This is a genomic window from Halodesulfovibrio marinisediminis DSM 17456 (assembly GCF_900129975.1).
Lineage (GTDB): Bacteria > Desulfobacterota > Desulfovibrionia > Desulfovibrionales > Desulfovibrionaceae > Halodesulfovibrio > Halodesulfovibrio marinisediminis.
This window is the reverse complement of record NZ_FSRG01000004.1, coordinates 468,338-494,935: the sequence shown is the minus strand read 5'-3', so window position 1 is coordinate 494,935 and position 26,598 is coordinate 468,338. Positions and strand designations below refer to the sequence as shown.

The 26,598-nt window shown below is 45.2% G+C and carries 20 protein-coding genes and 1 tRNA gene; 11 read left to right on the top strand and 10 right to left on the bottom strand.

All coding sequences use genetic code 11. The features are described from left to right. Positions 1–79: 79 nt before the first annotated feature. Entirely contained in the window at positions 80–1,666 is a 1,587-nt protein-coding gene (locus BUR09_RS06760) for a methyl-accepting chemotaxis protein (protein WP_074216185.1), read from the bottom strand. A 752-nt stretch (positions 1,667–2,418) separates the two neighbouring features. Here BUR09_RS06760 and BUR09_RS06755 point away from each other — a divergent pair. Further along, a tRNA-Thr gene (locus tag BUR09_RS06755) sits at positions 2,419–2,494 on the top strand. A 772-nt stretch (positions 2,495–3,266) separates the two neighbouring features. On the opposite strand, the gene ald is transcribed toward BUR09_RS06755, so the two are convergent. The 4 genes from ald to BUR09_RS06735 form a co-directional block, all read right to left on the bottom strand. Continuing rightward, positions 3,267–4,379 carry an alanine dehydrogenase gene (gene ald, locus BUR09_RS06750; RefSeq protein ID WP_074216184.1) on the bottom strand — a complete coding sequence of 371 codons (1,113 nt, stop codon included), beginning with the start codon at positions 4,377–4,379 and terminating at the stop codon, positions 3,267–3,269. A 33-nt stretch (positions 4,380–4,412) separates the two neighbouring features. Beyond that, positions 4,413–5,789 carry an aminotransferase family protein gene (locus BUR09_RS06745; protein WP_074216183.1) on the bottom strand — a complete coding sequence of 459 codons (1,377 nt, stop codon included), beginning with the start codon at positions 5,787–5,789 and terminating at the stop codon, positions 4,413–4,415. 120 nt (positions 5,790–5,909) lie between these two features. After that, positions 5,910–7,061 carry a sulfoacetaldehyde reductase gene (gene sarD, locus BUR09_RS06740; protein WP_074216182.1) on the bottom strand — a complete coding sequence of 384 codons (1,152 nt, stop codon included), beginning with the start codon at positions 7,059–7,061 and terminating at the stop codon, positions 5,910–5,912. A 48-nt stretch (positions 7,062–7,109) separates the two neighbouring features. Beyond that, positions 7,110–8,555, bottom strand: coding sequence for an APC family permease (locus tag BUR09_RS06735; protein WP_074216181.1), 1,446 nt, complete (start codon positions 8,553–8,555; stop codon positions 7,110–7,112). A gap of 333 nt (positions 8,556–8,888) precedes the next feature. Between BUR09_RS06735 and BUR09_RS06730 the strand changes: the two genes are divergently transcribed. From BUR09_RS06730 to BUR09_RS06715, 4 genes are all read left to right on the top strand, one after another. Next, a complete protein-coding gene (locus BUR09_RS06730; RefSeq protein WP_074216180.1) occupies positions 8,889–10,628 on the top strand; it encodes a sigma-54 interaction domain-containing protein in 1,740 nt (579 codons plus the stop codon). Between the two features lie 202 nt (positions 10,629–10,830). Next, positions 10,831–11,919, top strand: coding sequence for a S1 family peptidase (locus BUR09_RS06725; RefSeq protein ID WP_074216179.1), 1,089 nt, complete (start codon positions 10,831–10,833; stop codon positions 11,917–11,919). 23 nt (positions 11,920–11,942) lie between these two features. Continuing rightward, positions 11,943–12,752, top strand: coding sequence for an HAD-IIA family hydrolase (locus BUR09_RS06720; protein WP_074216178.1), 810 nt, complete (start codon positions 11,943–11,945; stop codon positions 12,750–12,752). 123 nt (positions 12,753–12,875) lie between these two features. Continuing rightward, positions 12,876–14,441: an NAD(P)/FAD-dependent oxidoreductase gene (locus BUR09_RS06715; protein ID WP_074216177.1), complete on the top strand. Its 1,566-nt coding sequence runs from the start codon at positions 12,876–12,878 to the stop codon at positions 14,439–14,441. Between the two features lie 416 nt (positions 14,442–14,857). Here the strand turns inward: BUR09_RS06715 and BUR09_RS06710 are convergent, their stop codons facing one another. From BUR09_RS06710 to glmS, 3 genes are all read right to left on the bottom strand, one after another. Continuing rightward, complete coding sequence (locus BUR09_RS06710; protein WP_139296751.1) at positions 14,858–15,508, bottom strand: PilZ domain-containing protein; 651 nt, start codon at positions 15,506–15,508, stop codon at positions 14,858–14,860. 166 nt (positions 15,509–15,674) lie between these two features. Beyond that, complete coding sequence (alr, locus tag BUR09_RS06705) at positions 15,675–16,814, bottom strand: alanine racemase (protein ID WP_074216175.1); 1,140 nt, start codon at positions 16,812–16,814, stop codon at positions 15,675–15,677. 290 nt (positions 16,815–17,104) lie between these two features. Further along, complete coding sequence (gene glmS, locus BUR09_RS06700; RefSeq protein WP_074216174.1) at positions 17,105–18,928, bottom strand: glutamine--fructose-6-phosphate transaminase (isomerizing); 1,824 nt, start codon at positions 18,926–18,928, stop codon at positions 17,105–17,107. Between the two features lie 520 nt (positions 18,929–19,448). Between glmS and BUR09_RS16655 the strand changes: the two genes are divergently transcribed. The 5 genes from BUR09_RS16655 to BUR09_RS06680 all read left to right on the top strand — a co-directional run bounded on the left by BUR09_RS16655 (position 19,449) and on the right by BUR09_RS06680 (position 23,213). After that, on the top strand, positions 19,449–19,754 hold the full coding sequence (locus tag BUR09_RS16655) for a hypothetical protein (RefSeq protein ID WP_139296750.1): 306 nt from the start codon (positions 19,449–19,451) through the stop codon (positions 19,752–19,754). A gap of 254 nt (positions 19,755–20,008) precedes the next feature. Next, complete coding sequence (gene ilvN / locus BUR09_RS06695) at positions 20,009–20,488, top strand: acetolactate synthase small subunit (RefSeq protein ID WP_074216173.1); 480 nt, start codon at positions 20,009–20,011, stop codon at positions 20,486–20,488. 20 nt (positions 20,489–20,508) lie between these two features. Beyond that, entirely contained in the window at positions 20,509–21,435 is a 927-nt protein-coding gene (locus tag BUR09_RS06690; protein WP_074216172.1) for a bifunctional enoyl-CoA hydratase/phosphate acetyltransferase, read from the top strand. Next, on the top strand, positions 21,435–22,553 hold the full coding sequence (gene buk, locus BUR09_RS06685; RefSeq protein ID WP_074216171.1) for a butyrate kinase: 1,119 nt from the start codon (positions 21,435–21,437) through the stop codon (positions 22,551–22,553). The genes BUR09_RS06690 and buk overlap by 1 nt, the downstream gene beginning before the upstream one ends. A gap of 96 nt (positions 22,554–22,649) precedes the next feature. Further along, a complete protein-coding gene (locus BUR09_RS06680) occupies positions 22,650–23,213 on the top strand; it encodes a TetR/AcrR family transcriptional regulator (protein WP_074216170.1) in 564 nt (187 codons plus the stop codon). Positions 23,214–23,272: 59 nt separating this feature from the next. Here the strand turns inward: BUR09_RS06680 and BUR09_RS06675 are convergent, their stop codons facing one another. Both BUR09_RS06675 and BUR09_RS06670 read right to left on the bottom strand, forming a co-directional pair. Next, on the bottom strand, positions 23,273–23,656 hold the full coding sequence (locus BUR09_RS06675) for a Spy/CpxP family protein refolding chaperone (protein ID WP_074216169.1): 384 nt from the start codon (positions 23,654–23,656) through the stop codon (positions 23,273–23,275). 101 nt (positions 23,657–23,757) lie between these two features. Further along, complete coding sequence (locus BUR09_RS06670) at positions 23,758–24,813, bottom strand: glycosyltransferase family 9 protein (RefSeq protein WP_074216168.1); 1,056 nt, start codon at positions 24,811–24,813, stop codon at positions 23,758–23,760. A 342-nt stretch (positions 24,814–25,155) separates the two neighbouring features. On the opposite strand from BUR09_RS06670, the gene BUR09_RS06665 reads away from it, so the two are divergent. Further along, positions 25,156–26,595: an efflux transporter outer membrane subunit gene (locus BUR09_RS06665; RefSeq protein ID WP_074216167.1), complete on the top strand. Its 1,440-nt coding sequence runs from the start codon at positions 25,156–25,158 to the stop codon at positions 26,593–26,595. Positions 26,596–26,598 lie beyond the last annotated feature (3 nt).

Below are 26,598 nucleotides of genomic sequence, written 5' to 3'. Positions count from 1 at the left end.
AAAAAGCTGAAAACGTGCGCACGTTCTCAGCTTTTTTTCATTTCACTACAAGCGTAATGCCTTATTTCAGACGTTGAGCCTATGACCCTATAGCCTGAATAATTTCACGCAACTGCCTTGCCATAACAGACAACTCACGAACACCATGAGAAGCCGTAACAATTTCTCCTGCTGATTGTTCAGAAATCGTTCGAACTTCATCCACAGAGCGATTAATATGGTCACTGGTTGCAGCCTGTTCGTCTGCAGCAGTGGCAATTGCCTGAACCTGATCAGTTGAATCATTCACAAGTTCCACAATTTGATTAAGAACTTCACCGGAAGCACCGGACAGCTCTCTAGAACGGGATACGGCGGAAGCTGCTTCTGTCACGCTTTCAAGGTTTCGCTGTGCACCTGTTTGGATCGCAGTAATAGCATCACCAACCTCTTTAGTTGCCTGCATCGTTTTTTCTGCAAGCTTACGCACTTCATCAGCTACTACTGCAAATCCCCGCCCTGCCTCACCGGCGCGGGCAGCTTCAATGGCAGCATTCAAGGCAAGCAGGTTTGTTTGATCTGCAATATCAGTAATCACGTTCATTACAGTACCAATACCCTCTGCCTGTTGCCCCAAAGAAGACATGTCATCATGCAACTGATGAGACAAACGAGCGACCTCATCAATAGCCTCAATAGCTTCTCTTACAACCTGAGAACCTTGATCTGCTTTATCTCGTGCGGAGATAGCCTGTTCCGCTGCATTAGAGGCATTCTGTGCAACCTCAGTAACAGCAGCGTTCATCTGCTCCATCGCCGTAGCAGTTTCCATTGCGCGTTCTGTCTGACGGGAAACAGCAAGGCTTGTCTCTTCCATCTTTGTCGAAATATCTTGAGCAATACGTGCCACATCATCTGAAACATCTTCTGATTCGCGCACAGCAGATGCAATCTGTTCGTTTTTGCTAAGAATCTCTTCCTCACGCTGACGTAACGCAGTTAAATCCTGATAGATACAAAGCGCACCCATCAAATCCCCATTCAAATCAAACAACGGTGATGCGTTAATATAAATTTTCCGCTGACCGCCCTTACGCCCAGTAAGAACAACTTCGCGCTTCGTTACAATATGTTTTTCAAGACTATCAGCCAGCACTGTTCGGCGGGAAGAATCACCATAAAAGAAATGAGCAACGTTCTGCCCATAGTAGTCTTCCGGTTTCCCGTCCTGCTCCAGAATAAAAAGAAGGGAATCATTAGTATACGTCAGGACTTCATTGGTATCGACAACAACAAAAGGAGTATCAATACCGGAAAGTACCCCCTGTGCAAAACCTAGACGATGCTTCATACTGGAGAACATGGCCTCTAAATCACGTTCAAGCGCAGCAAGGTCCGGCGACTGGGAAAAAGGAAATGCAACAGAATAGTCACCACCACAAACCTGTTTACACTTCTCGCGAATAGCACCGCCTGCGGTACGCTGGGTGCTAATTGTAACAAAAACCAACGGCAGTACCAGCAAGCTAAATAGCCCGCCTGTTACCAACAGCGAAGTATGAACAGTCCCCATTGAGACGCTCGCGCCATCCGCTCCCGCATACAAAAATCCATACCCAACACCAAGTGACAACAACGCACTTGCTGCAATCAGGACCACCTGCATCTTAAGGGAAAATTTTCCCATTACTCCACTCCTTACAATATCCACACATAATTAAGCTGTACCCTGTTTTCGAATGAAATATCCCCAACAGTCGAAAACGGTGTATACATTTTTCATTGCGTAGCGGAAGAGGGCATATAAAAACAATACCCCTACACAAATATCTTTTCGGTTAATTATTCTTATTCATTATGCATTATATAAACTATTACCAAGACAACCTCTCTAATTTCCTACAACATCAACAAGTTGCAATGTGGCTTCGATCTATTAACTAGGTCTAAAACTCTTATTCATAACAGGGCTAAGCAAAATAGCGAAAGCATCACTTGGTAAGACAGGCATAATTTTTCAAATTAGGTATGGTAAGCTTGGGTCAGATTCTGGGAAAAAGGAAATAGGAGAAAACAACTCAGCTAGCAGGGGCTAGCCCGACTTAAAGGAACCAATATCATAGTGTTCTTGTATCGAATCCCCCTGCTGCCTCATATCATGCCCTCAGATAACCATCAGCCCTACAATGCTCAAAAACTGCCGCTAAGGACGCTTTTTTGAAAACACGAAGGAGGGTTAAGGAAACGAAAAAAGAGCGCTGAAATCACTACACAGCTGAATAACAGAGTCCACTGAAACAACCTGCACCTGAACTAGCTCATAAGACATGAAGAAATTGAATAATATTTCGAATATCAAAAAAAATTGTTTTTTCGTAAAAAACGACTAGATTTTTTTTCCAATAATACGTAGAAAGCCCCTGTGTTAACGCACTTAAGGCTCTTGTAGCTCAGTCGGCAGAGCGCATCCTTGGTAAGGATGAGGTCAGCAGTTCAATCCTGCTCAAGAGCTCCACGAATTTAAATCCCTGTATATAAAAATATACAGGGATTTTTTTATGCATCACACCGACGCAATGAAGGGAGTGGAAACGCCCTTCCACTCCCTTCTACAAGGATATGCGATCCAAATCTGTGGACGCATCAGCGAATATCGGCATAGCCCACACTATACCACACCAACCCTACCCAGAGTTGTACAAAGGCACCCTACATACCTTTGTCGCTTCCTTACGGTTCATTCTCGTCTAACAATAAACGACAACGAACACCGCAATCATGCTACGCAAGCTGCGGTAAAATTTTTAGCAAGCAGTATCCAACTACTTGATTCCAGCCCTTCGACTCTACACTGACAGCCAACAATTTGCATCTTTAATATATCTAATACGATGACACAGTTGCATCACTTCATATTACATTTATGTGGATATCGTTTATGTCAAAAAACATAGCTATAATATAAAAAAAGACCATAATAGCACATTAACACCATGGTCTTGTTCAGCTTTTACATTGCATCAAACATCACAACTTCAAAGATACACCCTTAATACACCCACCTCGCCATCATAATAGAACAACTAAACATAACTCTTCATGTTGTGCATCACATTACAAATTACCTATCTATACAAAAAAAAGCAGCAGCATGAAAAACATGCTGCTGCTTATATACCCAAATAGCGTTAGCTACTCAGACACGCTTACGCGTGCTTGCAAGAATAATTACCACAACTTTCGGATTAAAGAGTTATGCTGAGCCGAAAGCTGGCTGGTAATCAAACTTATAATACGTCTTCAACTGGGGTGTACTCAAGGCCGAATGCGTCGCAAACAGCTTTGTAAGTGAGTTTACCTTCGTGAACGTTGAGACCTTTACGGAGAGACTCGTTGTCCTGACAAGCTTTCTTCCAGCCTTTGTTAGCAAGCTCAAGAGCGTAAGGAAGAGTTGCGTTGGTAAGAGCCATGGTGGAGGTCATTGGAACTGCACCTGGGATGTTAGCTACGCAGTAGTGAACGATGCCGTCTACTTCGTAGGTTGGCTCTTCGTGAGTGGTTGCTTTAGAAGTTTCGAAACAACCGCCCTGGTCGATAGCAACGTCAACGAGTGCAGCACCTTTTTTCATGAGTTTGAGGTCTTCACGAGTGATAACTGCAGGAGCTTTAGCACCTGGGATAAGAACTGCGCCTACTACGAGGTCCATTTCTGGAAGGAGTTCCTGGATAGCGCCTTTAGAAGACATGAGGGTGGTGCAGTTAGCTGGCATTACGTCAGCGAGGTAACGGAGACGATCAAGGTTGATGTCCATGAGGTATACCTGTGCGCCGAGGCCACAAGCCATTTTAGCAGCCTGAACACCTACAACACCGCCACCGATAACCATAACTTTAGCTGGAGCTACGCCTGGTACGCCACCGAGGAGTTTGCCGAGGCCACCGTTAGTTTTTTCGAGAGCTTTAGCACCCTGCTGGATAGACATACGACCAGCAACTTCAGACATAGGAGTAAGAAGTGGGAGGGAGCGGTCAGCGTTCTGAACGGTTTCGTATGCGATACAAGTAGCACCGGATTCCATGAGACCGTGAGTCTGAGGCTCGTCAGCAGCAAGGTGGAGGTAAGTAAAGAGGATCTGGCCTTTACGGAGCATGCCGTATTCGGAAGGCTGAGGTTCTTTAACGTGCATTACCATTTCTGCTTTTTCGCAGATTTCCTGCGGGGTGTCGATGATGGTAGCACCAGCTGCTACGTATTCTTCATCAGCGAAACCGGAACCAACACCAGCGCTTTTCTCAACGAGGAGTTCGTGACCAGCAGCTACCATGGTTTTAACACCAGCTGGAGTCATACAAACGCGGTTCTCTTTAACTTTAATCTCTTTAAGAATACCTACGATCATTTTCTTATCTCCTAAGAATATCGAATTATTTTACTATGCAGAAACAGATGCAAAAGATTTATCAAGTGCATCAATGATTTCATCAATTTCGGATTTGCCAGCGATCAGTGCAGGGCTGAAGCAAAGAGTGTTGTTGAACTCTTTGAAGGAACGGTTGGTACGGCCGATGATAACGCCTTCTTTAGCACAACCGCCAGCAACGCCAGCTGCAACAGCTTCGTCAACAGGTTCTTTAGTAGCACGATCTTTAACGAGCTCGAGACCCTGGAAGAGACCTTTACCACGAACGTCGCCGATGATGGAGTATTTGTCTTTCAGTTCGAAGAGACGATCCTGGAAGTAGTCACCCATTTTAACAACGTTTTCGAGGAGGTTTTCGCGAACGATGATGTCCATGTTAGCGAGAGCAGCAGCTGGACCTGCGGTACAACCACCGAAAGTGGAGATATCGCGGAAGTAGTGCATACGATCGGAAGGATCAGCTTTAAACTGGTCGAAAACTTTTTCAGTAGTTACGGTACAGGAGATACCTGCGTAACCGGAAGCAACACCTTTAGCCATGGTTACCATGTCTGGGGTGAAGTCAAAGTGCTGGTAACCGAACCATTTACCGGTACGACCGAGGCCACATACAACTTCGTCAATGTGAAGGAGAACGTCGTAGCGGTCACAGATTTCGCGGATGATTGGGAAGTACTCAGGTACAGGAACGATTACGCCACCACCAGCAGTGATAGGCTCGAGAACTACGCCGCCAACGGTTTCAGGACCTTCGTTCTGGATGAGGGTCTCGAGAGCGTGAGCACATTCGATGTTACAGCTGCCGTATTCTTTACCGAAAGGACAACGGTAACAGTTACAGTTGGAGAGCTCTACGAAGCCAGGAGCGAATGGACCGTACTGGTTTTTACGCTCGAACTGACCAGTGGAGGAAAGAGCACCAATGGTAGTACCATGGTAGTCACGATCACGGAAGATGATTTTGTGTTTGGAACCGTCACCTTTGAGGTGAGCGAGCTGGCGAACGATTTTGTAAGCTTTTTCGTTAGCTTCAGAACCGGAGTTGGAGTAGTATACACGACCCATGCCAGGCATTTTGTCGAGAAGAGCTTCAGCAAACTGAGCACCTGGAATGCTACCTGCAGAACCAGCGAAGTAACAAAGCTTTACGAGCTGGTCGTAAACTGCTTTAGCAATTTCTTCACGACCGTAGCCTACGTTAACAGTCCATACGCCACCGGAAACAGCATCGAGGAATTCTTTGCCGTTTGCGTCTTTGATGCGCATGCCGTTACCTTCAACAACAACCATAGGGTTTGCATCACCGTCGTATGCTTTGTGCTGAGTGAGGTGGTGCCAACAGTTGTCTTTATCTTGCTGTACAATTTGTTTCAAATCTACATTGCTCATTTTTTTACCCTTCTACTAAATCAAAGTATAATAAAATAAAATATATAACATTTAGGAGGGGGAGCCCCTTAGTCGCGACGGTGATAACGGCTCCGGCGCTGCTAAGGGGGCCCCTATGCGCTAAAATGTTTTCTGCAAGTGGTCGAGAAGCTGCTTCTCAGTGCACTGGCGTGGGTTGTTGTCCATAAGACGTTTAGCAGCCATTGCACGAGTTGCGATACCTTCAAGATCAGATTCCTGCACACCGTAAGGAGCGAGACCAACTTTAATGTCGAGGTCTTCGAGCATTGCGATGAATGCATCTGCACAGCCTGCTGCACGCTCAAGAACTGGACCGAAGGAATCTTCACCGTTCAGGATGTCAGCTACGATTGCGTATTTCTCTGGGTTAGCCATGTAGTTGAAGCTAATACCAACTGGAGCGAAACATGCCATCAGGAGACCGTGAGGGAGCTTGTATTTTGCAGGAACAGAAGTACCTACTGCGTGGATAACACCGTTCTGAGTGTTACCGAAGCCGAGACCTGCGAGAGCGGAACCGTAAAGCATTGCTTCACGAGCTTCGAGGTTAGAACCGTTAGTGTATGCTTTACGAATGTTAGCAGCGATCATTTTCATAGCTGCAAGGTTCTGAGCATCGGTAAATGGTGTAGCGCGGAGACCTACGAAGGATTCCATAGCGTGTACGAATGCGTCTACACCAGTCATTGCGGTAACGTGAGCTGGAAGACCAGTAGTGATTGCTGGATCAAGGATTACAGAATCAGCGTACAGGTAATCACTTACAACACCCATTTTCGCACCAGTTTCGTTGTTGGTCAGTACAGAAATGGAAGTCATTTCAGAACCAGTGCCCGCAGTTGTAGGAATTGCGATCATTGGCATACATGGACCAGGAACAACGTTTACGCCGAAGTACTTGGAGATAGGACCTTCGTGTGCTGCGAGAACAGAAGCTGCTTTTGCAGTATCGAGTGCACTACCACCACCGAAGCCGATGATAACGTCAGCTTTGAATTCGGTTGCTGCGTTGGCGCAATCCTGGATAGAGTCAGCATTTGGCTCGAGTTCTGCTTTTGCGTAGAGAACAAACTCAACGCCTGCAGTTTCGAGAGCCTCTTCTACTGGCTTGTGAAGGCCGAGAGAAGCAAGACCCGGGTCAGTTACGATAATTGCACGCTTGCCACCGAGGTTTTTAACTTCTTCGCCAGCCTGTGCAATAGAACCTACGCCGTGTACAGTTTTGCTTACTGAATGGAATGTGTGATACATCACTTTCTATCCTTTTTATTTGTTTAATACCTTGAAATTAGGCTTCTTCTATTTCTTGAAGAATACAGGGAGATCAATGCCGCCCATCATCAGCTTACGCTGAGTCTTAAGATCAAGGCCTTTGAATTCGCCCATTTTCATTTTGTAGAAAAACGCGCCAAGTAAAGTCCAGAGAACCAGTGCCATCCAGGATTCAGTACCGATGGAACCAGGGGAACCAGGAACGGTAAGAAGCAGGATGCAGATCACGGAGCTTACAGAGCCCAGCGCGGCAAAAATAATCTTCTTAGAGGATGTCTCTTCACTACGAAATGCTACAGCAACTTTGTATGCAGCAAGACAAGTGAAGAGGTAACCAATAACTGTACCAACCGCGGACATGTCTACTACCCAGTTCAGTACCTCACGACCGAAGAACGGTGCGATAATGGTAAGCAGGGTTACAAACACAATAGCCTTGTGCGGGGTACCATACTTAGGATGAATATCTCCGAACCAGGAAGGAAGGATTCTTGCGCGACCGATGCTGAAGAGCAGACGGGAAGATGCGATAAAGAAGCCGTTAATTCCTGTAAAGATCGCTGCGGATACTGCCATTGCAAGAATCACACTACCTGCTTTACCCAAGGAGAGGTGTGCAATGTGGCCAGTAGCCCAAGGTACATCCAAAGCCAAAAGTTCTTTATAAGGCATGAGGCCAGCTACAGCGAGAGTAACCATTGCGTAGAGGAACACTCCACAAATAATCGCAGTGATCATCAATTTTGTTGCCATCTCATGCGGAAAATCAAATTCTTCAGCAGCCTGAGGAATGGTATCAAAGCCAACGTAGAGCCAAGGTGCGATAGCTACGATTGCCATGATAGATGCCATAGGACTGCGGTGCTCTGCATACAGCGGGAACAAGTTGGAAATAGAGGATGTCTCGTGCAAGGTAGTACCTGCGAACAGCGCGAATACGCCACCAACAAGTGCAATTGCGAGGAAAACCTGAATTTTACCAACAAGATCCGCACCACGGTAGTTGATCCAGCCACTACCAACGAGAATTGCAACAAGCATTGCAAGTTCGCCGGCGTAAACGTCCCAACCTACGATTGTGTACAGATAACCAACTTCAAATACCCCTGGTAAGAGGAATCTAAAGAGCAGCGCGAGCGCTGACGCGTTAAGTGCAATAATACAAATATAACCAAGCGCTAATGCCCAACCACATACAAATGCAGCTGTGGGGCCGAATCCAACATATGCAAATACGAATTCGCCACCAGCAACTGGGTACTTGCCGATCATGTCACCATAGCTCATGGCAACAAAAAGAAGCATAATCCCGCCAAGTGCAAAACCGATGCAAGAAGCAAGTGGTCCCGCTGTTGGCAAAAATCGCAGTGCTGGCAATACAAATGCGCCCCAACCCAAAATTGCGCCAAGCGCAAGCGCCCAAGCCTGACTAGGCTTAATCGTCTTTTTTAATGAAGTCTGTGCTTCAGCCATAAAAGTTATGCCCTCCAAAACCTTTTGCGGCGACATTCGCCGCTGTAATCTCGTTTTTTTGGTGTAACCTAATACACCAAACCTATGAGTAGTATGTAACCTGTCCCACGAAGTTCATTCTACTGCTTTGCAACACCAATCTAACAGCAATCCTTGTGCCAATTATCACATCTCTCGCAACCTCATGCTATTTAAGGATTTTCATTGTTCACCTGATGAATGCAAACTAACGACTAAGTCACTCTTGCATTGATTTTAAAAAAAACTTAATGAGAAGTATAAATTTTCTGAAAAAACGATTCAGAAATGAATCATCATCAAGCGAAGGACGCTATGCCAACTAATCGAACTTTAACATCCGATTCTGCAAATGAGAATTTTTTCTCAACCATATTTTGCAAAGGAAAAGAGTGGCTTATTGACAGCTACACTAACAATCTATGCACCCTTTTCACCAATTTTTCACAAGCTAACGAACCTAAGTCATTCTTGCATCACATCCAAGAATATGCACCTCCAGCAGACGCGCTGCAAGTTGCAAACCTAAACGAAGGTGAAACAGTTTTTGTGAAAATTCAGAACGTTAACTACTGTGTAACGTGGCATTGGATTGATGAGACTACCGAATACCGCTCAGTTACAATCTACAGCATCAACGATGAGAGCTTCCAAAACGCAGCACTTCATAAAGAAGAGCTAGATGTTCTTTTTGAATCCATGCACGACGGTATTTGGGTAATTGACGGGAACGGCATCACACAACGCGTTAACAAAGCGATGGAGCGTATTGCCGGTATTAAAGCCGAAGGGGTGATTGGCAAACACGTTTCAGAAGCGGTTGAAATGGGCTACACAACAACATGTGTAACTTTGCGTGCTCTGGAAGCAGGTCACTCAGTAACAATGTTTGATGACTATAGCAACGGCGTACGCTGCCTCAACACAAGTACACCTATCTTTGACGCAAATGGTGAAGCATGGAGAGCAATTGCGTGTATCCGAGACATCAGTGAAATGAAAACGTTGCAGACCAAGCTTAGCAAATACGAGTTGGAAGCACAGGTATATAGGGATAAGCTAAAAACTTTAGAAAAAGGTCAAGCCGAAGGCATACTGGGCAACAGCCCTGCCATGCTTCAGCTCTCGCAGGACGTTCAACGCGCTGCGCATGTTGATGCCCCTGTATTATTGTTAGGCGAAACGGGTACCGGTAAAACACTTACCGCTGGAACTATCCACAAACAAAGCGGACGAGGTGAAGGGCCTTTCATCTCAATCAACTGTGGTGCTATCCCAAGCGAACTTCTTGAAGCAGAACTTTTCGGTTATGAGCCTGGTGCATTCTCCGGCGCTTCCGACAAGGGTAAAGCAGGTATGTTTGAACTGGCAGATGGCGGGACGCTCTTCCTTGATGAAGTCGCAGAGCTTCCACTGCTCATGCAGGTTAAGCTCCTGCATGTTCTTGACGGTGACGGCTACCGCAAAGTGGGCGGCACAACACAACTCAAGCCTAATGTACGTATTATCGCTGCAACAAACAAATCTTTTGACCAGCTTCTTGCTTCTGGCAAATTCCGTGAAGACCTGTATTACCGTCTGCGTGTTCTTATCGTATCCATTCCACCATTACGCGAACGATCAGAAGATATCCCACTGCTGGTACAACACTTCCTCACAACCGCAAACTTAAAATACAACCTTCGCAAGACTCTTTCACCCGATCTACTTTCTATACTTTCTCAGAACAGTTGGCCTGGTAACGTTCGTGAACTACGCGCAGCTGTAGACTATCTGGTCGCTATGAGTGATCAGGATCTTATCACTCCGGACTACCTTCCCCCGCACTTCCTCTCCGGATGCGAGGACGGAGGAACTATCATGTCAAACGCCACCCGTATTAATTTGAAAGAGGAAGTAGAAAGCTTAGAACGTAAATTGATCAAGCAAGCACTGATTGAAGGCAAAAGCACATACAAGGCTGCCAAGCTGCTCGGCACCAGTCAGTCAACCATTGTCCGTAAGGCTCAGCGATATAGAATCGGACTCGTTGAGGTAAGCCACGACCTGTCGTAACATTATATATAGGCAAATAGTTCGACCTTCGATGAATAAAGCTCCGCACTAATGTGCGGAGCTTTTCTTTCGACTTTCATTTAGTTTTACTATAGAAATAACCTGTTATTTTGAATAGATGAAGTTGTAAGTATTCTATCAATAAAACTTCATTGTGCACCACCTGCCATCTAAATGTTTTTTTGCTACCGGAGACTACACAATGCGCAACCACCACTCATTCCATCTATTTTGCATATTCCTTCTACTTTTTACCACTATCAGCGGATGTTCTAACCGACAGTATATATCCGGTACAGACACATATAAAAACAAAAACTGCATCCGTGTTCTGGACATTGATGAATATGAAGCATGGGAAATAGGAGTAGCTGTTGCAAATTCTACATTCGATAGCGTCCAAACAACAGCGGGAACAAGACAGATTCATGCAAAAAGTAGTAAGATTATGATGGGGCAAGCCCGTACCACGATTGAACCAGTTGAACTTCGCTCCACAACCAACAAAACTGTTTCAGGTTTTGTCTATGACGTTTATTCAAAAAGTGACGGGATAAACCAGACATTTATTCCCGGCTACATGGCAAGCAATTTTGCTGATGAACTGCAAAATTATTTAGAAATCCAAAAAATCCGGACGAACGTAATCTGTGGCTTCGAACGAAGCAAACTTACAGGCGCTCTGGGGCGAGCTACAGGCACATGCTGGCTTGTTGACTCACGCGGCTACCTTGTTACATGTGAACACGTTGCAGGAAACAAACGTACTCTTGAAATTGTTTTACCGAACGGTGCTGTACAAACAGCAACTGTAGTTCTTACAGACAAAACAAATGATCTCGCTATACTGAAAGCTACTCCGCTTCCAGAACAATACCACCCTATCCCAATTGCCCTTACCAAACTCAGTACCCCCGGTGAATCAGTCCACATTCTAGGTTTCCCAGAGGGCGAGCACTACGGAAACTCTCTCAAAATTTCGACTGGCAATATCAGTTCTATTCTCGGTTTTAAAAACAACACCACCGAATACCAGCTTGATGCTTCCATCAATGGAGGAAACAGCGGCGGGCCAGTCTTTGACGAACACGGCACAGCTATCGGTGTAGTAAGTTCCAAGCTGGTTGGGTTGGGTACTGAGGGCATTGGTTATATAAAAAAAACAAACTGCCTCTCTTTACTCTTTGCGCAGGTCGGTATTTCTCCAACACCTTCCATTAACGAAACATTTTCAGCTGAAGAAATTTACGAACAATACAAAAATTCTGTATTCCTTATTAGACGTTACTAAGAATAATTAGAGAAATAAGAACAATGCATTCACCAAAAAAACTTTTTGACTACTCAACATTCATCTTCGACCTTGATGGATGTATCCATTTTGGCAACACCGTTGCCGAAGGTGCTCCAGAGCTATTAACGCTCCTACGCAAACAGAATAAAAATGTTTTATTCCTTAGTAACAACTCAACGCATTCCCCTGAAACCATAAGCAAGAAATTAGAAAAAATGGGAGTAGATGCTCCACCAAGTACTCTTTATCTCGCATCTACGTTAACTTCACGCTTCGTCACGCAGCAGCATGGCATCTCAACTCTTTGTGTTGCTGGAACAGACGACCTAATCTCTGAGTTCACAAAACAGGGGCACACTGTTGTTTTGCCGGAATCTGATGTCGAAACGGACATTCTTATCCTTGGTCGGGATCTAAATTTTGACTTCACACGTCTGAAAGCCTGTGCAAATCGGATTCTTAAAGGGGCAATTTTTTATGCGTGCAATGCTGACCTCACTCACCCTTCACTGGATGGAGGGAAGGAACCGGAAACTGGTGCGCTTGCTGCTGCCGTTACTGCCATGACAGGTATTAAGCCACAACCATTCGGTAAACCTGAAGCATATGCTTATGAATGCATCATGCAGGACTTCAACATCGCTGCAGAGTACTGCTTGATGGTTGGGGATAATCCTGCAACAGATATTCAAGGTGCGCGTACCGCTGGTATGGATGCATGCTGGCTTATGTTAACTGCAAAATCTGCAGAACGCCCCAAGGGAGCCACACATATTTACCGTACTATACAAGATGGTTATGAAGCCATGTGTAAACATCTAGAGCAATAAACTTATATTTCAAGATATTACAATTTCACATTCTTTTTTGACGAACCAACCAAGATGATTATATAGAGAGCGGCGTTATCGTAATAACGACCAGCATTTTATATTTTCAGAAAAGAGTACCGAATGACACCAGTAACCGAATCAAAAACGGTTGAGGTCAAAATTGACCCGCGCGATATTACCAATGAAAAAGTAATCCGTAAGGCTGCACTTAAAAAAGCTGGATTTCCGAACGCACCAGAAATTCAGACACATACCGTGCGCCGTTCAATTGATGCGCGCTCCCGCCGCCCTCAGTTTGTCTGCCAAGTTCAACTGGGCGAAGCACTAGAAGAGCAGGCCGGCTCTGTTTTTTGTCCGGAAAAATTAACTGGAAAACGAGTAGCTATCGTTGGTGCAGGACCTGCCGGTTACTTTGCAGCACTCACTCTTTTAGAAAAAGGCATAAAGCCGATCATTCTTGAACGCGGTAAAGATGTAACAGCACGACGCTATGACCTGAAAAAAATTCAGGCTGATGGCGTAGTTGACCCAAACTCAAACTACTGCTTCGGTGAAGGTGGCGCAGGCACCTATTCAGACGGCAAGCTCTACACACGTGCTACAAAACGCGGCAATGTAAAACGTATTCTCAACCTGTTTATCGAGAATGGTGCAGATCCAGACATACGCATTGATGCGCATCCGCATTTGGGTTCCAACATGCTGCCACGCATTGTCAGCAACATGCGCGAAGCTATTATTGCCGCAGGCGGTGAAATTCACTTCAACGCACATGTCACCGACCTCATCAAAGATAGAGATACCATAAAGGGTGCTGTTCTCGCCTCTGGTGAACGTGTTGATGCCGATGCCGTAATTTTGGCCACAGGCCATTCTGCGCGTGACATCTTCCACATGCTTGTTCGTAACAACATTCCGGTTGAAGCTAAGCCATTTGCACTTGGTGTTCGAATCGAACACCCGCAGCCACTCATCGATCAAATATTCTACCACCAGTCACCGCGTCATAAAAACTTACCCGCAGCAAGCTACCGTATTACAACACAAGTAGAAGAGCGCGGCGTGTTCTCTTTCTGCATGTGTCCCGGAGGCTTTGTAGTTCCGGCTTCAACTGCTCCCGGAGAACTGGTACTTAACGGTATGAGCATGTCCAGCCGCAGTGCGCCGTTTGCAAACGCAGGACTCGTCGTTGAAATTCGTCTTGAAGATGTTGGTGGTGATCCTTCCAATCCTCTTGCCGCACTCGCATTTCAGGCTGCTGTTGAAAAAACGATGTTTGAAGCTGGAGACGGTGCATCACAGAAAGCACCAGCACAGCGTGTAGGAGACTTCATCGCCGGAAAAATTTCGGACACACTTCCTAAGTCGTCCTATGTTCCAGGGTTATACTCAGCGCCGCTCAACGAGCTATTGCCGCACAATGTTGCAGACAGACTCGCTAAGGCTCTTCCTGTATTTGGCAGAAAATACAAAGGGTTTGACTCTAACGAAGCTAAAATGATGGCGGTTGAATCCAGAACAAGTTCTCCGGTTCGTGTGCTTCGCGATAGGCAGACACTTGAACATCCATCTGTGCGTGGACTTTTCCCATGTGGTGAAGGTGCTGGATATGCAGGCGGCATTGTTTCCGCTGCTATTGACGGAGAACGCGTTGCCGCTTCTGTGGCTGCCGCTCTTGGAGCTTAACGCCAAATATCAACAACATTTTTCCCAAATCATTCACTAAGCCCTTATCATTCTTGATAGGGGCTTAGTTTTTCATAGCTTCATCTTTTTGCATTGACAGCCTCAGCTTCTGGTACTAAACTTCACTCACTGATTGACCAATCAATCTAAGGTACGAGATGCGTTTCCGCTTGCATCACTGCTCCACCACCACTAGCAGGTATCTTTCTCATAAATTTCTTTATGAAACGCTCTTCGCCCCCCTTCTCCACCAGAAGGGGGGTTCTGTTTTTTTATTTATACTGCCCCTATTCATTGAATGGGTTGGCGTATTTTCTTTATTATACACAAAAAAAGCGCCTAGAGCTAACTAATAGCACTAAACGCTTTCACCAATCCTAACTCAACAAAAATAGAACAAAGCAAGCCTTATTCTATTATGCCAGTTCGCTAAATTTTTTACAACGTTCTAAAAATTCAAAGAAAACTTTTTCTTCTTCAGGAACATTTTCAATAAATACACCTAACGTCATACCACCATCACGCATGATTATGCGCCTGATCACTGCATTAATCGCAACTGACGATGAAGCCCCGAACGGTTTAAAATTAAATGCAAGCTTCTGATCTTCATAAAATGGATATTCCTGAGGCTCCCCGCTCTCATCCTCCGATAATGCAGGCAATACTATTTTCCCTCCATGCTGAGAAATGTTTATCAACATCCCATCATAAAGCTTATCTTCATATTGCACAGTCACAGGGCAGAAGCAGTTGTATCTGCATTCATTACGTAATTGCATTCGCTCAATATCCTGAGGGTAATGCAAAATCACCTGTGTAAACGGTTCCGTCAGATAGCGCGCAACGGTCGTTCTAAAGCCACAAAGAACACCATCTCCATTATTTATACAACGTATGGTTACAGAATCTTCAGGAAAAAAAGTTATAGAGTTCTGGCTCTTACCAGTTTCAACAAGGATATACTTATCCTTTTTGACTCCAACAACTTCCCCCCAACAACGTTGTCCCGTGCTAGCCAACTGGATATTAAGAGATTCACCAACATGCATATTAAACGTGTTCACTTTTGTACCTACTATTCCGACGATGACATCACTTTATATTAAACGTTTCCAACAATACTGAATTGTTAATAAAAAATAAAGAGACACCAAGCAGATTGGAATAATATAAAAAAAAGCCGGAACAACAGTCGGTCCCGGCTTATCTTACAGTAACTAATTTGTTCGACTAAATATACACTCGGCGTACGCGCGCCATAAGACTTGCAACAACCTCATAGTTGATGGTGCCAAGCATCTGAGCCATGTCATCTGCAGTAACAGAGTTATCTCCCTGTTTACCAAGAATAACTACCTCATCGCCACATTGAGCCGTGGAATCCTCACCAAGATCAATCATGGTCTGATCCATACAAACTCTGCCTACAACTGAAGCACGCTGGCCATGAACAAGCATTACCCCTTTGGAAGAAAGATATCGATCATACCCGTCTGCATAGCCAATAGGTACCACACCGATTCGAGTATTTCCCTTGCATACATGTGTATGCCCATAGCTCACGGTGGTACCGTTTGGAGCTTCCTTAACACTCACTAAAGACGCCTTTACCGTCATGGCTGGCTTCAGATCTAGCAAGCTGCGGTCAACTGAATCAGATGGATACAATCCATATGTTACAATCCCCGGACGCACCATGTTAAAATATGCTTCAGGCATTGTCATAATTGCCGCACTATTTGCAGCATGGATAAGTGGGAAATCAAATCCTGCAGTCTTCAAAGCATCAATAGTCTCTGTAAACAGCTCTAACTGACGGTAGGCATTATCCAGACATTCCGCATCGCTTGCAGCGAAATGCGTAAAAATTCCTTCCAGATCAAAAACACCGTGACGCGCAATATCCTGAACACGGTCAACAATAGAAGATTGTCCTGGAACACTTTCCGGAAGCAACCCCAACCGTCCCATGCCAGTATCAATCTTAACATGGACAGTCAGTTTAGCATTGGCACAACGCAGAAATGAAGCAAGGCGCTCTGCGTATTCGCATGAATGCACAGTCTGTGTCAGCTTCAAATCAACCAGCCGTGGCGCACAGTCAGGCGGAGTATAGCCGAGAATCAAAATAGGCGCTTTAATGCCTGCATTTCTCAGGACAATTGCTTCGCTCAACCGGGCAACACCCAAGTACTCTACACCTTCTCGTACAACGGCATTTGCGACCTGAATTGCTCCATGGCCATACGCATTGCCTTTGACAACAACGAGCATTGCCTTCTGGTCTCCAACGAGATGACGAATTTCCCGAATGTTGTGACGAATTGCAGAAAGATCTATTTCAGCCCATAGCGGCTCTGAATGCAGCATATTTCCTTCCTTAGATGTAAGACAGCTCTCTCTTTCCCCCATATGTTATCCATACAAAATGTACGACTACAAACGCACAGGCAAGCACCTTCCTGTTTCTGCAACCAAACAGCATTGTTGACAAAAACACGACACCTGTAATTGAAGATAAAAACGCACAGCAATCTTCACGCGTCTAAGGCAGTATACATTCCGCTTATCTCAACCACCCTTACACAAAAAAACCTTCCTGATTGTGCTACCAAAGCAGGAAGGTTTCTTACTATTCAATTACCAATAATCCCGTCCCGCTACTCTACTGTAACGCTCTTGGCAAGGTTACGCGGCTGATCCACATCTTTACCAAGATAATCAGCAGCCTCATAACTAAACAATTGTAACGCCGGAAGTACCAAAAACGATGAAAGTGGATACGCAAATTCCGGCAGGACCCATTTATGTTTCACAGAGAGATCGGAGTTCGGGTTCGTCAATGCAATCACATCGCCTGCGCGTGCCTGCACTTCTTCAAGGTTAGACTTAACCTTGGCAAAGAACTGGTCATTTAACGCAATAGCGAAAGTTGGAAACTCCGGATCAATAAGAGCAATAGGGCCGTGTTTCATTTCACCGGCTGCATACCCTTCAGCATGAATATATGAAATCTCTTTAAGCTTGAGAGCACCTTCCATTGCAAGCGGGTACCCGACACCGCGTCCAAGGAAGAAGAAACTGCGAGCTGTGGAGTATTCGCGTGCAAGACGTTTTGCATCTTCACGAATACGCGGCAATTCCGCTTCCAGAATTTCAGGAAGCTTACGGAGACCGTCAAACATTTCACGGCGCAGTTTATCATCAAGCATATCTTTACGATCTGCCCAGGAAAGCCCCATCAGTAGCAATACCGCCATCTGAGAACACATTGCCTTAGTAGAAGCAACAGAAATCTCAGGACCAGCCTGTGTGTAGACCGTAATGTCAGATTCACGTGCTATAGATGAACCCACAACGTTACAAAGTCCAACTACCGGAATACCCCTTTCTTTCGCAATGCGGAGCGCTGCAAGAGTGTCTGCGGTCTCGCCGGACTGACTGATAACCAGAACTACGTCACCCTCATCAAGGATCACGTCTCGGTATCTGAACTCAGAAGCGATTTCAACGGTAACAGGAATACGCGCCCAACTTTCAAAAAGGTGCTGTGCCCATTGCCCTGCGTTAAAACTTGTACCGCATGCAACAATATGCAAGCGCTTTGGAACAGGCATAGTACTCAGCTCTGGCAAAACAGCAATCTGCTTCTGCCAGTCAACACGGCCGGCAAGACAATCTTTCACAACACGAGGCTGTTCAAAGATCTCTTTAAGCATAAAATGCTTGTATCCGTCCTTCTGTGCAGCTTGCACGTCCCATTCAATGTGGTGCACTTCTTTTTCAATCGGAGTAAGAGTGTGTGCATCTTTTACAGTCCAGCTGTTTGCATCAATACGCACCATCTCACCGTCTTCAAGGAAAACTACATCACGAGTGTACGCAAGAAACGCAGGGATGTCGGATGCCACAAAGTTTTCACCCTGCCCTACGCCCAAAACAAAAGGACACGCACAACGTGCACCATAAATAACACACGGGTTACTCTCTTCCATAACAAGAACAGAGTATGCACCATCAGCTTTGTTTACAGCCCAGCTCAATCCTTTTTCCAGAGAACCGGTCTCTTTTACACCTTCTGCGATGAGGTTACAAAAGACTTCAGAATCTGTGTCTGAACGGAAACCGTACCCTTTTGAGGTCAACAGGTCTTTCAGCTCCTGATAGTTCTCAATGATACCGTTGTGAACTATCGCAAGTGATTCATCCCATGATTTATGTGGATGAGCATTGCGTTCAGTCGGTGCACCGTGCGTTGCCCAACGGGTATGCCCCATGCAGGATGTAGCAAGTGAAATATTCATGGCCTCAAGCTTGGACTCAAGATTCACAAGCTTGCCTTCAGCACGAACGGTTGTAAGCTGCTTGTTCTGAACAAACGCAACACCAGCTGAATCGTACCCACGATATTCAAGGCTTTTTAAGCCCTTAACTGCAATAGGGACAGCAGGTCTATGACCTGTATACCCAACAATTCCACACATATTATTACGTCTCCTAATTTCAAGAGATTCAAATCCATTTTCCAATTATGTATATGCTTTCCCAACAATAGGCAAGAACAGCACATAACCTACTTAACAATCGAGAATTTTTAACCGTTTTCACTCGTCAATCTCACCATCCATTTGCACAACATTATTAGCCATTTCAATCAACTTTCGTACAACATATATCCTTCTGCAACTTGTTGCGCAAAAAACAACGATGTAGCACCATGAATACGCCTGCAAAGAGCAAGTGAAACAACTCATCCGATGTCATCAGCAACATATGAATTCCATAACAGGACTACTCCTTAGCACTGCTGCCTACGCAACTGACACCACGACCAACCACGCTACCATAAAAAACTGACTTCGCACACATCCATCCCACTCTCCTTATTAGTATTTTCAGTATACATGTTTTTATTTCGGAAACAATCATTGTTCCAGCTGGTATGGGGTGGCAGAAAGATATTGTGGGAAATCCCCCCTTTTTAGCGAAACACGAGGTGATGATATGGGACAGCGAGTACCAGATATTGACTTCCAACTGGTCCGCCGAGGCGATTTAGCAATTGAATCGATGGATCGGGCTGTTCAGGCAACAGGTGTGAAACAATGTTATCCGTACAAAGCACGGTGGCAATGGATGCGCCGTCTTTATATACAGGGGCGAGCTACGCCTTCGCTTCTACGGACATTCATCATACGGCTATCAAGGCATACTCCCTACTCCCTGCGCACGTTAATGGACCTTCATATACGCTCCGGAGTTGACCTTGTATGTCCAGTTATGGATGAAAAAGGACGCTTCGACCTGTAATAAGCTAACATTATAGAACTTTCAGCAGGGCTACCGTTTTTACGGTAGCCCTGCTATTGTCTTATCTAGAAAACAAGCAACATACTCCCGCTTGTTTGTAGTCACTAACTTGTGTACTTTTCTGAACTCAAGCTTTCCTATCGTTGTTGAATATATTAGGAAGAAGTTACTGACCACTGCGTAACTTTCTCGCAGTGCCACCTCTATACCCATATCAGGGTACTGTAAGAGTTACTGGTAGTAAGGAGTGTTAGATGATTTATACTATCTCAGCGCTGGTTAAAAACCAGCCGGGTGTTGTTGCAGACGTTACTGCTGTATTCCGAGACCGTAGCGTCAATTTCAAATCAATTTCCTGTGCTGAAACAGAGGAATTTGAAGTTTCCAGACTCGTTATTACTGTTGATTGCAAGTCTGCTACTATCAAAACTCTTATTGAAGACATTGCAAACCTCCCTGCGGTATCCGAAGTAGATACACTTGAACGCCATGACTTTGTTGATCGCCAGATGGCACTTATCAAAGTAGGCTTTACTAAAGACACCATGACGCAGGTAATGCAGATTTTTGAAGTATTCCGTGCAGATGTTGTAAGCATGGGGCAGGAAACTATTACTATTGAAATTACAGGCGATGAAGACAAAGTAGACGGGCTCATCAAAATGCTGCGCCCGCACGGCATACGCGGTCTGTGCAGAACCGGTGTTGTTGCTCTCAAACGTGGCGATGAATAAATAGGCCGGAGACTTGCACTATGCCTATAAATTCCCTTCAGTCCCTTGCAGATTATATTATTGAAAGCCACGTAACAACAAAACTCGCAGTTGCAGCTTGTGCCGAAGGCTTTGTGTTACGCGCTTGTGCTGAAGCATATGCAAAAGGAATTGCAGAACCAATTCTTGTTGGCAATCTGGAACTCGCAGAAAAACTTGCTGCAGAACGTGATATTGATCTTTCCCCATTTGAGAAACATCACGTACCTGAGCCTGCAGAAGCTGTGGCAAAATGTATTGAACTGGTGAAAGAAGGCCATGCCAGCGCCATCATGAAAGGCAAAGTTAACACCGATGTCCTATTGCGCGGTATTCTTAACAAAGAAACCGGCATGCCTCCTAAAGGCGTTCTTTCCCATGTCGGGCTTTTCAATGCCCCAAACGATGACCGGCTAATGATTATCACAGATGCCGGCATCAACATTGCGCCAAATATGCAGCGTAAAGTTGATATTGTTAAAAACGCGTTACGCGTTGCAAAAGTGCTCAAAATTGAGCGCCCCAAAGTTGCAATGCTCGCAGCGACAGAAAAAGTTATTTACCCTGCAATGCCTGCCACTCTCGACGCTCAGATGGTTGCAAAAATGGCAGAACAGGGAGAATTCGGTGACGCATATGTTGCCGGTCCATTTGCACTCGACCTTGCGGTATCTATGCGTGCTGTTGAGTGCAAAGGCGTCGAAAATCCGGTAGCAGGCAAGGCTGATATCCTAGTTGCACCGGACATTGAGAGCGGAAACATCCTATACAAGTCGCTTACCGCACTCATGAATCTGGATATGGCCGGCATGGTAGTCGGCAGCGAAGTACCAATTGTACTTCCTTCCCGTGGTGATACTGACCGCACAAAATTCTACTCTATTGCACTGGCCATCGCTATGGCTATGGATGAAAAGGAGTCGCCTTAATGGCAGAGCATATTCTGGTTATTAATCCGGGTTCTACTTCAACCAAAGTTGCTGTTTTTGATGGTGAAAAAGAACTTTTCTCCCACACTGCAGAACACGACAAGCAAGAAACACTCGCCTTTAACACTGCTACTGAACAAATGGAACTTCGACGCAGTACCATTAAAACAGTACTCAAAAAGCACGGCATGGACGCCATCAAATTTGATGGAATTGCAGGTCGTGGAGGACTTCTTGCTCCAATGCGTGGCGGCACGTGGAATGTAACCCCCGCCATGCTTTCAGATCTGGCCTCCGCTAAATACGGAGAACACGCATGCAACCTTGGTGCACCGCTAGCACTCGAATTTGCAAAAGAACATGGAGTTAAGGCATATATTGTCGACACCGTTGTTACTGACGAGATGGACGACCGTGCCCGACTCAGTGGATTACCGGAACTTCCGCGACGCAGTGTTTTTCATGCTCTATCCCAAAGGGCGGCAGCACGAAAGGCAGCGGAGCAACTGGGAAAAGAATATGCAAACAGCCGCTTCCTCGTATGCCACATGGGTGGAGGCGTATCTGTAGCTGCACACCGTAATGGTAAAATTTGTGATGTAGTCAATGCACTGGAAGGTGACGGCCCGTTCTCACCGGAACGAACCGGCCGCCTGACGGCACTGGGTGTACTTGACCTTGTCAAAAATGGAACCTTTACTTACGAGGAATTGCGGTCACGTATCCTCAAAACAGGTGGGCTTTGGGCACACCTAGGTACCAATGACCTGCGCGAAGTTGAAAAACGTATAGCCGCAGGCGATACAAAAGCGCAGCTTGTTTTTGAAGCTCTCGCATACTGTATTGCAAAAGAGCTCTCGGGGCTTCTCCCTGCACTTATGCACCTTGAGGAAGGTGAAAGTGCCCCTATTACCGTTGATGGGTATGTTCTCACTGGCGGTATGGCAAACAGCAAGAAACTTGTTGAAACTATCATTAACAATCTACCACCGCTTGCACCTGCCATTATCTTCCCTGCTGTAGAAGAGATGCATGCACTTGCTGGCGGCGTTTTACGCGTACTTCGGGGCAAAGAAACAGCCCGTGATTACACAGGAACCCCTCAGGATTTACTGTAAATCACAACGCATTGATTTTCCTTCTTATTTCCACTATCAAGGAGGAATAAGGTTCCCGTATTTCAGAGGGCCATCATTTAACATCGTGGGGCAGACATGGGTTCATCCAAAGAACTAATTCTTAATAATGCACGCCAACTCTTCGCTGAAAAAGGTTTCAAGGGCACAACGGTAGCTCTTATTGCGCAACTTTCACATGTAACAGATGCTGCTATTTACCGACATTACAAGTCGAAGCAGCAAATCTTTGATCAGATCATCGAAGAACTCATTACTGAGTACAAGGGCATGCTTGATGAAATTAAGGCTCGCCAGAAATCCGGCTATTGCCTTTTAGAGACACTCATTCAGGACGTAGTGGGTTTTGTTAACGAACATGAAACAGGATACAAAGTTATCCTTACCACGTACGCCACAATTCCAAGTGCTAAAATTGCTATGGAAAATATGACAGGTGCACTGAAGCAGACCATTGTTGCCTGTCTTGAACGAGGCATTAAAGACGGTACAGTGCGCGAAGACATTGAAGTGGACGAAACTGCTGAAATTATCACCTGGTTGCTTGCAGGGCTTAACCGCCGACGCATTTTCTGGCCAGAGCGTGATGAAATTACTAAATCCGCTGTTACCTTCTGCCTTAATTCCATTAAGGGCTTTTAATCAATACGATTTGCTCATTAAAAAAGGGAGAGCTGCATATGCTCTCCCTTTTTTAATGCTTAACCTTGATTCCGCTTTTTCAATTCTTGTTTGTGGTTATGGATAACTTCCTGATACTTCTTTGCCTGCGCATCAGTTAGAACGCCATTAAGCTCTTCTCTAAACCGCTGATGCTGCTCTAGGATATCTATCTTAATTTCCCGCTGTTCTTCTTTGTCAGTTGCTTCAGAAAGTGACTTAAAAAGCGGCCCCATTTCAGCATCCCGCCGTATAATGATATCTTTTACTTTTGCCTGCTGTTCCGGAGTCAGGTCCAGCATCTTTGTCATACGTTCAACACGCTGTTCCGGAGTCTTTTTGTTATAAGAACAATCCTTAGCAAAAGCAGAAGAACATAACGCGACAGATAACACTGCTACACACACTATCAACAATCTTTTCATACCAGCCTCTCAATATTGAATTAATGCAGCAAATTCACCGCACACACATTTCAGACCAGTATGTAAGGATAGGAGGCTGTTGTCATAGTATATTAATGAAGCTAAACACTTACACAATTAATATGTTCCAAGATTTTTGTCGCAACATACTCTGGATCAAGTTCTGTCAGACACTTATATCCAATAGCGCAACTTGTGCTATCACAAGGACAACATTCTATATCAGATTTGATAGTTACATGTTCATCTGACGGAAAACGCCATGAATCACTGCTTGATCCCAGTGGTACAAAAGTAGGTGTCCCTACCGCTACTGCCATATGGCGTGGAGCAGAACAGTTTCCAAAATGCAGAATACTGCGTTCCTGACAGGCAGCAACCTCTCTCAATTGTAAGCTCGGAGAAGGCACTATCACTGCTTCCGGTGTCTCGCAGGCACTCAAAACCTCATCAAAAATACCTTCCTCTCCAGGACCCGCCAGCAGTACAAATCGTAATTCTTTATGTTTTTCAGCTAAAAGGCTGATGACTTTCGCATAGTTTTCTGCAGGATACTTTCTGCCAATATCATGGTGAGTAGCATCAATAGTAATAATTCTATGCTCATCCGTTACGCCCCATTCTTTAAGTCGTGCAGACATAGCATCACGTTCCTGCTCTGTAAGAAACAACTTCGGGGGAGTGCAGTTCCACTCAATACCAAGTGGAGCAAGGATTGCAGCCTTAGACTCTGAAGCATACCCGCTCTTGCTTTTGGTAAGGTGGGTATAGCCGATATCGTTAATCCATGAAGAACGATAACTCAGCTTAACAGGCGCATCTGTAAGATAAGATACCCAGCGGACTCGAGGAAGATGCTGCAAACCAATCATCAAATCATACCCCTGCCGCGCAACCTTTCTGTAAAACGCAAATTCTTTAATAATGTTGGATAATTCTTTTTTATCCAACGCCCATATTTTTGAAATATACGGGTTATTCTGAAGCACAGGAACACATTTTTTTTCTGTAAAGTAGTGAATCTCCGCATCAGGAAACTTCTTGGCAAGCAACTCAGCAACAGGCGTAGAAAGCATAACATCGCCAATTTGTCTAAGCTGACAAACAAGAATTTTTTTTACTTTTTTGGAATCAAGAGAAAGGGTGCTATCAGTCACGGATACTCCAAATGATAAATGCAATTTTTATGTACGGCTTGATACCATAATGAGCACTGCATACATCGTCAACGCACAGCCGCTTGCAGCAGCATGCTAACCACACACAACATGAAAAACTAATAAAATACAAACCAATACACAATCTGGAACAAACAAATAAGCTAATTTGTATAAAAACAATACAGTTTCAAGCTTTAAAAATCGCTGCGACGAGTATAAGGTTTTGTTAATTGCAACTTGAATTATTGACACGACAACAAAAAAGCTGCCATTACTTGACATGTCAACAACCAAACCTCGACTATACTAACCACTCATACTGCACTCGAGAAGAACTGTATGCCCAAATATACATTTCCAGCACTACTTCTAAGCATTTTTCTTTGCTCTGCATGTGCTCCTTTTGCACCGACGCACTCCTTACAACCCAACATCCCGCTTGATAAACCGTACTCTATTCAAGTGGAAGGGCAGGAGTCGGACACACTATGGTGGAAAAATTTTAACAGCGCTGAGCTTAACGCCCTTATCGAAAAAGCACTCTCCGACAACTTTACCATTAATGTTGCTTACGCCCGTCTTAAACAAGCGAGTGCCAACTTGAAACGCGCAGGTGCTGACCAGTACCCGACGTTAGACCTCACGGGTGGAGCCAAAGCCGGACGAACAGGATCAAAAGCAGGTACCGGAAAGCCAAGTAAATATGATGACACCCAGCAATACCAACTTGGTGCAGCCGCTGCTTACGAGCTCGACTTATGGGGACGCATTAAAGCACAACGCAGTGCAAGCGAACAACAATTTTACGCAACGCAAGCTGATCTCGACGCTGCTGCCGTTACCGTTGCGGCATCTGTTGCGGAAACATGGGTTGATTTACTCAGAGTTCGCCAAGAAATTGCTATCTTAAATGAACAGATTGAAAACAACAAAAAGCGACTTGAATTTCAAGAACTGCGCTTTATAAATGGTATTGCAGAGTCTGTAGATGTACTGCAGCAACGACAAATTTTAGCATCCAGTCAATCAGAACTCCCTTTACTGATTGCCAAAGAACAAGTGCTGCTTAACGCTCTTTCCGTCCTTATCGGAAGTACTCCGTTGGAACGCCCGACCATTATTCAAAAAGAATTGCCTGAACTGATTGCCCTTCCGACAACAGGATTACCTTCTGATCTGCTGATAAACAGACCGGACGTCCGCTCTTCCGGCTTCAAGCTCTTCTCAGCTGAATGGAGCGTTGCAGAAGCACGGGCAAACAGACTGCCGCAATTCACGCTCAACGCGAATGCAGCCTTCCAGAGCAGTGTTGCAGCCGTACTGTTCAACAACTGGGTAGCGACCCTTGCCGGTAACGTTATGCAGCCACTTCTTGATGGTGGATTACGAGCCTCGGAAGTAGAACGCACACGTGCCGTTGTTGAAGAACGTACTGCACAATATAGTGACACCGTGTCCAAAGCCATTCAAGAAGTTGAAGATGCGCTGGTCAATGAAGAACAGCAACAAGAATATTTACGGCTAATTTCCGCACAGAAGGACGCCACAGCAAAAACCCTTGAAGATGCTCAATTGCGCTATCTCCAAGGACAAAGCGGTTACTTGCCGCTGCTTCAGGAAGTCTTAAACGTCCAGAGCCTAGAACGACAAATGATTCTACAACAAGCAGAGCTTATTAAGCTCCGTATTACTTTATACCGTGCCCTCGGTGGAGGCTGGACATACAGCCTGGCACAAGTGCACGATGCTACGCCTGACGATAAAAATGGGGGGATCTAACCG

Bases quoted from the DNA above. Each gene is read 5' to 3' on its own strand.
- sarD (WP_074216182.1), bottom strand. From the start codon at position 7,061: ATGTATCACACATTCCATTCAGTAAGCAAAACTGTACACGGCGTAGGT.
- glmS (WP_074216174.1), bottom strand. From the start codon at position 18,928: ATGTGTGGAATTGTTGGGTATACAGGTCATAGACCTGCTGTCCCTATT.
- BUR09_RS06675 (WP_074216169.1), bottom strand. From the start codon at position 23,656: ATGAAAAGATTGTTGATAGTGTGTGTAGCAGTGTTATCTGTCGCGTTA.
- ilvN (WP_074216173.1), top strand. From the start codon at position 20,009: ATGATTTATACTATCTCAGCGCTGGTTAAAAACCAGCCGGGTGTTGTT.
- BUR09_RS06715 (WP_074216177.1), top strand. From the start codon at position 12,876: ATGACACCAGTAACCGAATCAAAAACGGTTGAGGTCAAAATTGACCCG.
- ald (WP_074216184.1), bottom strand. From the start codon at position 4,379: ATGATCGTAGGTATTCTTAAAGAGATTAAAGTTAAAGAGAACCGCGTT.
- BUR09_RS06725 (WP_074216179.1), top strand. From the start codon at position 10,831: ATGCGCAACCACCACTCATTCCATCTATTTTGCATATTCCTTCTACTT.
- BUR09_RS06665 (WP_074216167.1), top strand. From the start codon at position 25,156: ATGCCCAAATATACATTTCCAGCACTACTTCTAAGCATTTTTCTTTGC.
- BUR09_RS06760 (WP_074216185.1), bottom strand. From the start codon at position 1,666: ATGGGAAAATTTTCCCTTAAGATGCAGGTGGTCCTGATTGCAGCAAGT.
- BUR09_RS06690 (WP_074216172.1), top strand. From the start codon at position 20,509: ATGCCTATAAATTCCCTTCAGTCCCTTGCAGATTATATTATTGAAAGC.
- BUR09_RS06745 (WP_074216183.1), bottom strand. From the start codon at position 5,789: ATGAGCAATGTAGATTTGAAACAAATTGTACAGCAAGATAAAGACAAC.
- buk (WP_074216171.1), top strand. From the start codon at position 21,435: ATGGCAGAGCATATTCTGGTTATTAATCCGGGTTCTACTTCAACCAAA.
- BUR09_RS06680 (WP_074216170.1), top strand. From the start codon at position 22,650: ATGGGTTCATCCAAAGAACTAATTCTTAATAATGCACGCCAACTCTTC.
- BUR09_RS06730 (WP_074216180.1), top strand. From the start codon at position 8,889: ATGCCAACTAATCGAACTTTAACATCCGATTCTGCAAATGAGAATTTT.
- BUR09_RS16655 (WP_139296750.1), top strand. From the start codon at position 19,449: ATGGGACAGCGAGTACCAGATATTGACTTCCAACTGGTCCGCCGAGGC.
- alr (WP_074216175.1), bottom strand. From the start codon at position 16,814: ATGCTGCATTCAGAGCCGCTATGGGCTGAAATAGATCTTTCTGCAATT.
- BUR09_RS06720 (WP_074216178.1), top strand. From the start codon at position 11,943: ATGCATTCACCAAAAAAACTTTTTGACTACTCAACATTCATCTTCGAC.
- BUR09_RS06735 (WP_074216181.1), bottom strand. From the start codon at position 8,555: ATGGCTGAAGCACAGACTTCATTAAAAAAGACGATTAAGCCTAGTCAG.